11 protein-coding genes are annotated in these 12,079 nt (G+C 46.4%); 9 read left to right on the forward strand and 2 right to left on the reverse strand.

From position 1 onward, the window contains the following. Positions 1-17 precede the first annotated feature (17 nt). The 6 genes from uvrB to MHB63_11025 all read left to right on the forward strand — a co-directional run bounded on the left by uvrB (position 18) and on the right by MHB63_11025 (position 7,862). A complete protein-coding gene (gene uvrB, locus MHB63_11000) occupies positions 18-2,000 on the forward strand; it encodes an excinuclease ABC subunit UvrB (protein MEK3807060.1) in 1,983 nt (660 codons plus the stop codon). Positions 2,001-2,006: 6 nt separating this feature from the next. Further along, the gene (gene uvrA, locus MHB63_11005; GenBank protein ID MEK3807061.1) at positions 2,007-4,883 is read left to right on the forward strand and encodes an excinuclease ABC subunit UvrA; all 2,877 of its coding nucleotides are present in this window, start codon (positions 2,007-2,009) and stop codon (positions 4,881-4,883) included. Between the two features lie 910 nt (positions 4,884-5,793). Then, positions 5,794-6,114 (forward strand): DUF4870 domain-containing protein, encoded by a 321-nt coding sequence (locus tag MHB63_11010; GenBank protein ID MEK3807062.1) that lies wholly within the window; start codon positions 5,794-5,796, stop codon positions 6,112-6,114. A gap of 51 nt (positions 6,115-6,165) precedes the next feature. Further along, positions 6,166-7,284 (forward strand): DUF4097 domain-containing protein, encoded by a 1,119-nt coding sequence (locus MHB63_11015; protein MEK3807063.1) that lies wholly within the window; start codon positions 6,166-6,168, stop codon positions 7,282-7,284. Positions 7,285-7,290: 6 nt separating this feature from the next. Next, positions 7,291-7,491: a PspC domain-containing protein gene (locus MHB63_11020; GenBank protein ID MEK3807064.1), complete on the forward strand. Its 201-nt coding sequence runs from the start codon at positions 7,291-7,293 to the stop codon at positions 7,489-7,491. Between the two features lie 2 nt (positions 7,492-7,493). After that, complete coding sequence (locus MHB63_11025) at positions 7,494-7,862, forward strand: phage holin family protein (GenBank protein ID MEK3807065.1); 369 nt, start codon at positions 7,494-7,496, stop codon at positions 7,860-7,862. Between the two features lie 26 nt (positions 7,863-7,888). Here MHB63_11025 and mscL read toward each other — a convergent pair whose 3' ends face one another. Beyond that, complete coding sequence (mscL, locus tag MHB63_11030) at positions 7,889-8,272, reverse strand: large conductance mechanosensitive channel protein MscL (GenBank protein MEK3807066.1); 384 nt, start codon at positions 8,270-8,272, stop codon at positions 7,889-7,891. Between the two features lie 113 nt (positions 8,273-8,385). Between mscL and MHB63_11035 the strand changes: the two genes are divergently transcribed. Continuing rightward, entirely contained in the window at positions 8,386-9,291 is a 906-nt protein-coding gene (locus tag MHB63_11035; protein ID MEK3807067.1) for a metallophosphoesterase, read from the forward strand. 33 nt (positions 9,292-9,324) lie between these two features. Here the strand turns inward: MHB63_11035 and MHB63_11040 are convergent, their stop codons facing one another. Then, positions 9,325-10,020: an N-acetylmuramoyl-L-alanine amidase gene (locus MHB63_11040; GenBank protein ID MEK3807068.1), complete on the reverse strand. Its 696-nt coding sequence runs from the start codon at positions 10,018-10,020 to the stop codon at positions 9,325-9,327. Positions 10,021-10,300: 280 nt separating this feature from the next. On the opposite strand from MHB63_11040, the gene hprK reads away from it, so the two are divergent. Together hprK and lgt are read left to right on the forward strand one after the other, a co-directional pair. Then, a complete protein-coding gene (gene hprK, locus MHB63_11045; GenBank protein ID MEK3807069.1) occupies positions 10,301-11,236 on the forward strand; it encodes an HPr(Ser) kinase/phosphatase in 936 nt (311 codons plus the stop codon). A 23-nt stretch (positions 11,237-11,259) separates the two neighbouring features. Further along, positions 11,260-12,078, forward strand: a complete 819-nt coding sequence (gene lgt / locus MHB63_11050; protein ID MEK3807070.1) for a prolipoprotein diacylglyceryl transferase — start codon at positions 11,260-11,262, stop codon at positions 12,076-12,078. Position 12,079: the final 1 nt, after the last annotated feature.

Here is a 12,079-nt window from a genome sequence, read left to right on the forward strand (position 1 = left end):
GAATGGAGGTCCTCCTGTTGAGCGATCGTTTTGAGTTAGTATCAAATTATAAGCCGGAAGGCGATCAGCCAGCGGCGATCAAACAGCTTGTCCAGGGCATAAAAGACGGGAAGAAGCATCAGACTCTTCTTGGGGCAACAGGCACCGGGAAGACGTTTACCGTTTCAAACGTCATTCAGGAAGTGAACAAGCCGACGCTGATTATCGCCCACAATAAAACACTTGCCGGACAGTTGTACAGCGAGTTTAAAGAGTTCTTTCCGAACAATGCAGTCGAATACTTTGTCAGCTACTATGACTATTACCAGCCGGAGGCCTATGTCCCGCAGACGGACACATTCATTGAAAAGGACGCAAGCATCAATGATGAAATTGATAAACTGAGGCACTCCGCTACCGCCTCGTTATTTGAACGGAAAGATGTCATTATTATTGCCAGTGTATCCTGCATATACGGCCTCGGTTCTCCAGAAGAATACCGCGACCTGGTCGTTTCTTTGCGCACGGGCATGGATATTGAACGCAATCAGCTTCTCCGGAAGCTTGTGGATGTACAGTATGAGCGCAATGACATTGATTTTAAGCGCGGAACGTTCAGGGTGCGCGGGGATGTTGTGGAGATTTTCCCTGCTTCAAGAGACGAACAGTGCATCCGGGTTGAATTCTTCGGGGATGAGATTGACCGCATCCGCGAGGTGGATGCGCTGACCGGTGAAATCCGCGGCGACCGCGAGCATGTCTCGATCTTCCCGGCATCCCACTTCGTTACCCGCGAAGAAAAAATGAGAGTCGCGATCGGAAATATTGAAAAAGAGCTTGAAGAGCGGCTGAAAGAGCTTCACGAAAACGGAAAGCTGCTTGAAGCGCAGCGCCTTGAGCAGCGTACGAGATACGACCTTGAAATGATGCGGGAAATGGGCTTTTGCTCAGGCATTGAAAACTACTCAAGGCATCTGACGCTCCGCCCTGCCGGCTCAACGCCTTACACGCTTCTCGACTTCTTCCCGAAGGATTTCATGATTGTTGTCGATGAGTCGCATGTGACGATTCCCCAGATCAGGGGGATGTTCAATGGAGACCAGGCAAGAAAGCAGGTGCTTGTCGATCACGGCTTCCGCCTGCCGTCTGCCAAGGATAACAGGCCTCTTCAGTTCGGCGAGTTTGAAGAGCATATCAATAACATTCTGTTTGTATCTGCTACACCCGGACCTTATGAGCTTGATCATACACCGGAAATGGTGCAGCAGATCATTCGTCCGACGGGGCTTCTTGATCCGACGATAGACGTAAGGCCGATTCAGGGTCAGATTGATGATTTGATCGGAGAGATTCATGCCAGAATTGAACGCAACGAGCGTGTCCTTGTCACGACCCTTACTAAGAAAATGTCAGAGGATCTGACCGATTACCTGAAAGACATCGGCATTAAGGTTAACTACCTGCATTCTGAAATCAAAACGCTCGAGCGGATCGAGATTATCAGGGAGCTGCGCCTCGGGAAGTTTGATGTTCTTATCGGAATCAATCTTCTAAGGGAAGGACTCGACATCCCTGAAGTGTCTCTTGTCGCCATCCTTGATGCGGATAAAGAAGGCTTCCTGAGATCGGAGCGCTCGCTGATTCAGACGATTGGGCGCGCTGCCCGGAACTCAAACGGACACGTTATTATGTATGCCGATAAAATGACGAAATCAATGGAAATTGCCATAAATGAAACAAAACGCAGGCGTGAAACACAGAAGGCATTCAATGAAAAACACGGCATTGAACCGAAGACAATCCAGAAAAAAATTGCCGAGACGATTCGCGCTGTTATTGCCCCGGAAGATGCGGAAGAACTGGAATCAGCTCTTCCAAAACTCGGCAAGCTGTCTAAAAAAGAGCGCGAAAAAGTCATACAGCAAATGGAATCAGAGATGAAAGAAGCGGCCAAGGGGCTCAACTTCGAGCGTGCTGCCGAGCTTCGTGATCTGATACTAGAGCTTAAAGCGGAAGGATGAAACTAGATGGCACTCGATAAAATTAGTGTGAAAGGTGCGCGCGCTCACAATTTAAAAAACATAGATGTGACGATTCCGCGTGATAAGCTTGTTGTTCTGACAGGCTTATCGGGCTCCGGAAAATCGTCGCTTGCATTTGATACGATTTATGCAGAAGGGCAGCGGAGATATGTTGAGTCTCTCTCTGCCTATGCCCGCCAGTTTCTCGGGCAAATGGATAAACCGGACGTTGATTCGATTGAAGGTCTGTCACCTGCCATTTCAATCGACCAGAAAACAACAAGCCGGAATCCCCGTTCCACAGTAGGGACTGTCACAGAAATTTATGATTATCTGAGACTTCTGTTTGCACGCATTGGAAGACCGACGTGCCCAAACCACGATATTGAAATCTCGTCCCAAACGATCGAGCAGATGGTGGATCGGATTCTTGAATATCCTGAGCGGACAAAGCTACAGGTGCTTGCACCTATTGTTTCTGGAAGAAAAGGAACACATGCGAAGGTGTTTGAAGACATTAAAAAGCAGGGCTACGTGCGTGTCCGGGTCGACGGGGAAATGATGGAAGTCGGCGATGAGATCAGTCTTGAGAAAAACAAAAAGCACACGATTGAAGTTGTAATTGACCGGATTGTGATAAAAGAGGGAATTTCTGCCCGTTTAGCAGATTCTCTTGAAGCTGCCCTCGGCCTCGGGGAAGGCAGAGTTGTTATTGATGTCATCGGTGAAGAAGAGCTTTTGTTCAGCGAACATCACGCCTGTCCGATCTGCGGTTTTTCAATCGGCGAGCTTGAGCCGAGAATGTTTTCATTCAACAGCCCGTTTGGCGCCTGCAATGAATGCGACGGACTTGGCACAAAGCTTGAGGTGGACGTTGATCTTGTTATGCCTAATAAAGACCTGTCTTTAAAACAGCATGCGCTCGCACCGTGGGAGCCGACAAGTTCGCAGTACTACCCGCAGCTGCTTGAAGCAGTGTGCAATCACTACGGTGTTCCGATGGATATTCCTGTCAGGGATATACCGGCACACCTTTTAGATAAAGTTCTTTACGGCAGCGGCAGTGATGAAATCTACTTCCGCTATGAAAATGACTTTGGACAGGTGCGTGAAAACTACATTCAGTTTGAAGGGGTAATCCGGAATGTAGAACGCCGCTACAAAGAGACAAGCTCTGATTACATCCGCGAGCAAATGGAGAAATACATGGCTCAGCAGGCATGCCCTAAATGTAAAGGTCACAGACTTAAAAAAGAAAGTCTTGCAGTACTTGTTGACGGAAATCATATCGGAAAGGTCACAGCTCTTTCGGTTCATGAAGCCATCGCTTTCTTTGAAAGCCTGAATTTAACGGAGAAAGAAATGCAGATTGCAAGACTGATCCTCAGGGAACTTGAGGAGAGGCTTGGATTCCTGAACAATGTAGGACTGGACTATCTATCGCTCAGCCGTGCTGCCGGTACTCTTTCCGGCGGCGAAGCCCAGCGGATCAGGCTTGCCACGCAAATTGGCTCCAGACTTACAGGTGTTCTGTACATTCTGGATGAGCCGTCGATCGGCCTTCATCAACGGGATAATGACAGGCTGATTCAGACACTTCAAAGCATGAGGGATATCGGAAATACGCTCATAGTCGTCGAGCATGATGAAGATACAATGATTGCAGCGGATTACTTGATTGATATAGGACCTGGCGCAGGTGTCCACGGCGGGCAGATCATTTCCGAAGGCACGCCGGAGTACGTCATGAATGACAAGAATTCATTGACGGGACAATATCTGTCGGGTAAAAAATTCATTCCTCTGCCTGTTGAGCGCCGCAAACCTGACGGAAGATATATCGAAATCAAGGGCGCGAGCGAAAACAATCTGAAGAATGTCACAACTAAATTCCCACTTGGAACTTTTGTGGCCGTAACAGGTGTTTCCGGTTCTGGAAAAAGTACACTTGTGAATGAAATTCTCCACAAGTCCCTTGCCCAAAAGTTGAACGGCGCCAAAACGAAGCCCGGTGAGCATAAGGAAATCAAAGGAATAGAAGAGCTGGATAAGGTCATCGACATTGACCAGTCTCCGATCGGCCGCACGCCGAGGTCAAACCCTGCCACTTATACGGGAGTGTTTGACGACATCCGCGATGTGTTTGCGACAACAAATGAAGCAAAAGTGCGCGGCTACAAGAAAGGGCGTTTCAGCTTCAACGTAAAAGGCGGACGCTGCGAAGCGTGCCGCGGTGACGGAATTATCAAGATCGAGATGCATTTCCTTCCTGATGTCTATGTGCCATGCGAAGTCTGCCATGGGAAACGTTATAACCGCGAAACACTTGAAGTGAAGTACAAAGACAAAAATATCGCGGATATTCTTGAAATGACGGTTGAGGATGCTGTATCCTTCTTCGAAAATATCCCGAAAATCAAGCGAAAGCTTCAAACCATTTACGATGTGGGACTTGGCTATATCACACTCGGCCAGCCGGCAACCACCCTGTCCGGAGGAGAAGCGCAGCGCGTGAAGCTTGCTTCTGAGCTTCACCGCCGTTCAACTGGACGCTCTCTTTACATTTTGGATGAGCCGACAACAGGCCTTCATGTAGATGACATCTCACGTCTTCTCAAAGTCCTGCAGCGTCTCGTTGAAAATGGCGATACGGTGCTGGTCATTGAACATAACCTGGATGTCATCAAAGCAGCAGATTATCTCATCGACCTTGGCCCTGAAGGCGGAGATCACGGAGGCCAGATCGTTGCTTCAGGCACACCGGAAGAAGTAGTAAAAGTAAAAGGCTCTTATACGGGCAAATATTTAAAACCGATTCTCGAACGCGACCGCGAACGGATGAAAAAAGCATTAAAAGAAAAAGAAGCCGTTGCGAAAGCATAACTGCAGCCCCCATGCCTTATAAGGCGGGGGCTTTTTTTTATATTAGGGGATATTTCTATTTGCACCGGGCTTGATGATACAAAACACTATACGATGGGACCATCAATCCTCGGATATTCTTTTTTTGTGGCACTTATCTCCAGGATAGGAACCATCAAGCCAAAGCTTTTCCGGTTTGGTGGCACTTATCTCCAGGATAGGAACCATCAATCCAAAGATTTTCCAGTTTGGTGGCACTTATCTCCGGGATAGGAACCATCAATCCAAAGATTTTCCGGTTTGGTGGCACACATCTCCGGGATAGGAACCATCAATCCAAAGATTTTCCGGTTTGGTAGCACTTATCTCTGGGATAGGAACCATCAATCCAAAGATTTTCGGATTTGGTGGCACTTATCTCTAGGATAGGAACCATCAAGCCACAGATTATCCGGTTTGGTGGCACTTATCTCCGGGATAGGAACCATCAATCCAAAGATTTTCGGATTTGGTGGCACTTATCTCTAGGATAGGAACCATCAAGCCACAGATTATCCGGTTTGGTGGCACTTATCTCCGAGATAGGAACCATCAAACCACAGATTATCCGGTTTGGTGGCTCTCATCTCCGGGATAGCAACCATCAATCCAAAGATTTTCCGTTTTGGTGGCACACATCTCCGGGATAGGAACCATCAATCCAAAGATTTTCGGATTTGGTGGCACTCATCTCCGAGATAGGAACCATCAAACCACAGATTTTCCAATTTGACGGCACTTATCTCCGAGAAAGGGACCATCTTCCTAATCAAAACACACTCAACTCACCCCTGAGATGGCCAGCAGTTTGTACTTTTCCGCCTCCAGCCCAAAAAAGAATGAAACTTATCTTTCACTCAGTCGTATACTTGTTATAAGGAGCTGACATGAATTGAACACAAATAAACTCTTATCCTCACTTTGTTATTTCAGTATCTTTTTTGCCCCGTTTTTATTTCCGATCATCGTGTATTTTATTGCGGATGAGCGCGATGTGAAGCAGCACGCTAAAAAGTCGCTGTTTTCTCATTTGGTTCCGCTGTTAACATTGATCCTGCCGTTTTTCATGATGCTGTTTGCAGGTCTTGCCGGTTCTCCTGAGGCATTGGCGGTTGGGATTATGATTTTTGCGTTCATTTTGATTGGGGTTGTCAACATTGCGGTGTTTGTCTACAACATTGTGCAGGGAATTAAAATATTGAAAACCGTATAAGCTTTGAGATGACTCAAGGCTTTGCCATTACATAAATAGGGGGAAGGAATTGTGAAGGATCAGAAGAAACGCATCTTGGAATTGGTTGAGCAGGGTAAGCTTTCAGCAAGCGAAGCGTTAACACTCATTGAAGGTCTTGAATCAGAATATGCCCAAAAAGAGACGGCATCTATGGCCGATCATACTGGTTTTGGCGGGCCGTTTGTTGAAAAAGAAAAAGCTGCGCCGTCCTCTGCCCTGTCGTCAAAACTTGCCTTGTTTATTGATACAGCTGTGAAAAAAGTCAAAGAACTCGATATTGATTCCGCCGTTAAAAAGGTGAAGGAGATGGATCTTGATTTGAACTTTGGCCAATCGGTCAGTGTCCAGCATGTGTATCACTACGAAAATGCGGATATCCGCGATTTGGACATTCAGATTTTAAACGGAAGTGTCACGCTGCAGTCATGGCCGCAGCAGGACGTCCGGGCAGAATGTGATATCAAAGTATACAGAGCTGAAAACGCCGAACAGGCGAAGGAGATATTTATCCAAAATACGAACTGCAGCCTTGATGATGGCGCATTCCGTTTTTATACAGAAAAGAAAACCGTTAAAGTCAGCATGACTCTTTATTTACCGGAACAGCAATATGAGCTTGTAAAAATTAAACTGTTTAGCGGTCCCATACGCGGGGAAAATTTAAAGATAAAGGATTTTCGCACAAAAACAGCCAACGGCCTCATCTCCGTTTATTCATTTAAGGGAGAAAAGCTTGAAGCCGAAACGGCAAACGGCCAGATCAGACTTGCCGGAATTGAAGCTGCTCATACAGAAGCAGAAACCATCCACGGCATGATTCAATTTGAAGGGAAATCTGAAAGACTTGATGTCCAGAGCTTTAACGGCAACATGGTGCTGAAGCTTGAAGAGCAAACATGCCGCACTCTTTATGCCAAAACTGCAACTGGGAACGTGGAAGTTCTTGTTCCCGTACAGACAGCCATTAACGGCGAACTGAAATCAAATCTTGGATCCGTTTCTGCTGATCTGCCGGATCTTGAAGTACTCTATGAAAAGAATGACTCCATGCAGAAAGAACTGCGTGTTAAATCAGCTGCACAGGAAGGTCCGGTTATGAATCTGATTGCAGATTCAAAAACAGGTTCTATTACGCTGAAAGAGAGGTAATCCATTATGAAGAAGAAATTGTACAGATCGCAATCGAAGAAAATAATTAGCGGGGTGCTTGGCGGACTTTCTGATTACGTCGGCATTGATGCGAATCTTTTGCGGATTTTATTTGTGATTCTCCTGCTTACAACAGCTTTCTTCCCGTTTGGCCTTATCTATGTAGCGATGGTCTTCCTTGTGCCGAATGAAGGAGATGTCAGATAGCCATGATTAGATGGGCAGTCAGTATCCTGGTCAATGCATTAATATTAATTGTTGTATCGGGGTATTTTGAATCTTTTCATATTAGCGGTGTGGGCGCTGCGATCATAGCAAGTTTGCTCATTTCCGTTTTAAACGTTTTAGTGAAGCCCTTTTTGATTCTGCTTACACTTCCTGTTACGGTTCTTACTCTTGGTCTTTTCCTGTTTGTCATCAATGCCATTACACTGATGATTGCGCAGGGGATTATGGGGGACTCGTTTAACATTGACGGTTTTGGCACCGCGGTGCTTGCTTCAATCGTAATTTCCCTGCTTCACCTGCTGATTCAAAAAGGGGTTGTTGAACCCCTTCAGGAAAACAAGAAGAAATAGAAAGGGCGGACATTTGTCCGCCTTTTTCAGTGCTCTCTTTCCTGCTGTGTTTTCAGCAAGTCACGAATTTCTGTTAAAAGTTTTTCCTCATTGGTCAGGATAGGGACAGGCTTTTGCTCGTCCTTAGTTTTAAACCGTTCAAATAAGCGGACAAATAAGAACACAGAAAACGCAATGATGAAGAAATCGATAATGGTTTGGATGAAGGCGCCGTACTTTACGATTGCTTTTCCGAAGGCGTAATCCAGTCCGGAAAAGTTTACTCCTCCAATAAGAATCCCGATCAGCGGCATTACGATGTCATTGACAAGAGATGTGACAATTTTGCCGAAAGCTGTACCGATGATAACCCCGACAGCAAGGTCAATGACGTTGCCTTTTATGGCAAACTTTTTAAAATCTTTTAGCATAGATCTGTCTCCTTCTCCTGTTTTTCCATCTCTAGTATAGACCAATGAGGGCAAATGTAAATCCGTCATCATAAGGAGAACGCTCGTGGGCACCCTATAAATGGGTGAATGTCATGAAAAAAATCTGTTTTGCCGTTATGCTCCTATTTAGTGCACTGTCAGCCGGGCCGGCGTATGCAGCCTTTTCGTTTGAAGAGGGAGATGAGACGGTTGTCTGGCTGACGGATACACAGTATTATGCAAAAACCTACCCTGAAATCATGATCAAGCAAATTCAATGGATTATTGAAAACAGGGATCAATACAATATTAAGTATGTTTTCCATACAGGCGATCTTGTGAACGAACCGAACGATGAGGTGCAGTGGGAACGGACTGATCAGATCATGAAGATGCTTGATATGACCCGTATTCCCTATGGTGTTCTGGCGGGGAACCATGACCTTGTTCACGGAGACGATCCATACCGGGTGTTTACAGACAATTTCGGCTATCACCGGTTTATCCGGCAGCCTTTTTACGGGGGCTCGTTTGAAAATAACCGCGGCCACTACGATCTGCTGACGATCCAGAATCAGCCTTATATTATGATTTATATGGGCTTTGAATTAAACCGCGGAGCGATTAAATGGCTGAACAAAGTACTCAGGGAATACCGAGGCCACAAAGCGATCCTTGCCTTTCATGATTACTTGAACTTTAAAAGTGAACGCAGTCCGGCCGGGGAGGAACTCTATCAGAAAGTGGTTTTAAAGAACAAAAATGTCCAGCTTGTTTTATCAGGACACTATTACGGCACCGGGTTTCTTGAAAGCCGGTTATCTCCTGAGCAGAGGGTCTTTCAGATGCTTGCCAATTATCAGACGGAAAAGCACGGCGGCAACGGATTTATGAGACTGCTCTTTTTTAAGCCGGATCAAAATCAGATTCAGGTTGATACGTATTCTCCTTATTTAAATAAATTCCGGTCCAAAAAGAAGCTTCCAAAAGAGCGCTTCCTGCTTGAATTAAAAGAATAGAGACAGCCTGTGCGGCTGTCTCTATCGGTTTGGCTATTCAGCCAGCACAATGACGCTGTATCCCTTGCTTCTAAGTTCATTTGCCAGAGCATCTGCATTAGCCTTATCTGCAAAAGCCCCAACCTGAACTTTGTAAAGCTTTCCAGGTGCGGGAGGAGGAGCAGGCGGCGCTTTTTTCTTCAGCTTGTAAAAGGCGGCAAGAGCTTCTGTGATGGCTTCCGCGCAGAGTTTCCGGTATGCCGCAGACTTCAGTGCCTGAGCTTCCTCCTGATTGGTCATGAAGCCGCATTCAATCAGGATAGCCGTCATCTTTGTTTCGCGCAGAACATGGAAGTTTGCTGCTTTGACTCCGCGGTCTGTCCGCTTCGTTTTTTCAATCAGCTCTTTTTGAACGGCATTTGCAAGTGCCAGTGCCTGCTGCGGCCTTGAATCATGTACATATGTTTCAATTCCTTTTACGTCATTCCATGTGGTGCCGCTTCCGAATGCATTCGCATGGATTGAAACGAATGCATCACAAAGTTCCGTATTGGCTTTGTCGGTTCTTTCCTGCAGCGGGACATCACGCGCGTCTGAGTGTGTAAACAGTACCGTGACATTTTCGTAGCCTGCAAGGAGCGTTCTCATTTCATTTGCCACAGCACGGTTGAATTCGTATTCTCTCATCCCGTCTACTGTCCGTTTTCCGGGAGTAGTGTAGCCGTGTCCGGCATCAATGGCTATTTTCACGTGCAGTCCTCCTAGTAAAATTCTTTTCTCTAGTAATATATGGCGTTCGGTATGCTAGAGTAGCGGTGTTTGTCCCGCCCTTTTATAAAAATTTGGAGGCCGGGGAATCCCGGTTTCCGTTTAAAAGGCAAAAGTGCTAAAATAAGAAGGGATTTTAAATGTCCTTCTGAATAAGAAAAAAGGCATGGATGCAAGAGTCATGATCTGGCATCGGTGCCAGTCAGGCAAAGGTTTATGCTCATAAAATACTTTCTATTTTTAGAAATAAGGAGGAACTTGCATGGCGAAAGTTCGCACGAAAGATTTAATTGAAAAGTTCCATTTAGAGCTCATCAGCGGTGAAGAAGGTGTTAACCGGCCGATTACGACGAGTGACCTGTCCCGCCCGGGTTTGGAAATGGCAGGATTTTTTACATACTATCCGAAAGAGCGCGTCCAAATACTAGGAAAAACAGAATTGACATTTTTTCAGAAGCTGACGGACGAGGAAAAAATGAAGCGCATGGATCAGCTCTGCACGGACTCTACTCCGGCTATTATTGTCTCACGCGAGATGGAGATTCCGAAAGAACTGACAGATGCATCTGAAGAAAAATCGGTGCCTGTTCTCCGTTCCCCGTTAAAAACAACGCGCCTATCAAGTCATCTGACGAATTTTCTTGAAGGGAAGCTTGCGCCGACAACGGCTGTGCACGGTGTTTTGGTTGACGTGTACGGAGTCGGTGTCCTGATCGTCGGAAAAAGCGGCGTGGGAAAAAGTGAAACCGCTCTTGAACTTGTTAAGCGTGGCCACCGCCTGGTCGCAGATGACTGTGTAGAAATACGACAGGAGGATCAGGATACGCTGATTGGGAATGCACCTGACTTGATCGAGCATCTGCTTGAGATCCGCGGTCTTGGCATCATTAACGTCATGACGCTTTTCGGAGCAGGAGCAGTCCGAAGCTATAAACGGATTACCCTCATCATCGATCTTGAAATCTGGGATCCGAAAAAGCAATACGACCGACTTGGTCTTGATGAAGAAAAAATGAAAATTATTGATACAGATGTTCCGAAGCTGACAGTTCCTGTCCGTCCCGGAAGAAACCTTGCCGTTATCATTGAAGTGGCTGCGATGAACTTCAGACTGAAGCGCATGGGCCTGAATGCTGCCGAACAGTTTACAAATAAATTAACGGATGTCATTACAGATACTGAACACGATGACGCATAATCATCTATAGGGGGAAAGAAAGCATGGAGGAGAATTTTACGCCGATTGATCCGGTGTTTCTGGAGCTTGGACCGATTCAGGTGCACTGGTACGGTCTGATCATTGGAGTGGGAGCGCTTCTCGGCTTGTGGCTTGCGGTGCGCGAGAGCGAGAGAAGAGGGCTTCATAAGGATACATTTGTTGATCTTGTCTTATTTGCGATTCCGATTGCGATTATCTGCGCGCGGATCTACTACGTGATTTTTCAATGGGACTATTACTCTCAGAATCCGGGAGATATCGTGAAGATCTGGAACGGCGGCCTTGCGATTCACGGCGGTCTGATCGGCGCATTTGTGACGGGTTTTGTGTTTGCCAAAGTGAAAAAAATTTCGTTTTGGAAGCTTGCCGATATTGGCGCGCCGAGCATCATTTTAGGTCAGGCGATCGGCCGGTGGGGCAATTTCATTAACCAGGAAGCACACGGAGGCGAGGTTACCCGCCAGTTCCTTGAAGGGTTATATTTGCCGGAGTTCATTATTAATCAAATGTATATTGACGGGACTTACTATCACCCGACGTTCCTGTATGAATCACTGTGGAACTTTGCCGGATTCGCCGTTTTGATGCTTCTCCGAAAAGCGAATCTGCGCCGCGGCGAGCTGTTTCTCACCTATATCATCTGGTATTCAGTCGGACGCTATTTTATCGAAGGCATGCGTACGGACAGCCTGATGCTGACTGAGTCACTCCGCATCGCCCAGGTTATTTCACTCGGCCTGATTGCTGCTGCGATTGCTGTTTTGATTTTCAGAAGAGTCAAAGGCTATTCAAAGGAACGCTATTTAGAATCAGCTGAATAAG

The organism is Bacillus sp. FSL H8-0547, assembly GCA_038002745.1.
In the GTDB taxonomy this organism is placed as follows: domain Bacteria; phylum Bacillota; class Bacilli; order Bacillales; family Bacillaceae; genus Bacillus_P.

What these genes read in the sequence shown, in the direction of transcription:
- uvrA (MEK3807061.1), top strand. Translation starts at nt 2,007, where the DNA reads ATGGCACTCGATAAAATTAGTGTGAAAGGTGCGCGCGCTCACAATTTA.
- MHB63_11020 (MEK3807064.1), top strand. Translation starts at nt 7,291, where the DNA reads ATGAAGAAGAAATTGTACAGATCGCAATCGAAGAAAATAATTAGCGGG.
- MHB63_11025 (MEK3807065.1), top strand. Translation starts at nt 7,494, where the DNA reads ATGATTAGATGGGCAGTCAGTATCCTGGTCAATGCATTAATATTAATT.
- mscL (MEK3807066.1), bottom strand. Translation starts at nt 8,272, where the DNA reads ATGCTAAAAGATTTTAAAAAGTTTGCCATAAAAGGCAACGTCATTGAC.
- MHB63_11035 (MEK3807067.1), top strand. Translation starts at nt 8,386, where the DNA reads ATGAAAAAAATCTGTTTTGCCGTTATGCTCCTATTTAGTGCACTGTCA.
- hprK (MEK3807069.1), top strand. Translation starts at nt 10,301, where the DNA reads ATGGCGAAAGTTCGCACGAAAGATTTAATTGAAAAGTTCCATTTAGAG.
- lgt (MEK3807070.1), top strand. Translation starts at nt 11,260, where the DNA reads ATGGAGGAGAATTTTACGCCGATTGATCCGGTGTTTCTGGAGCTTGGA.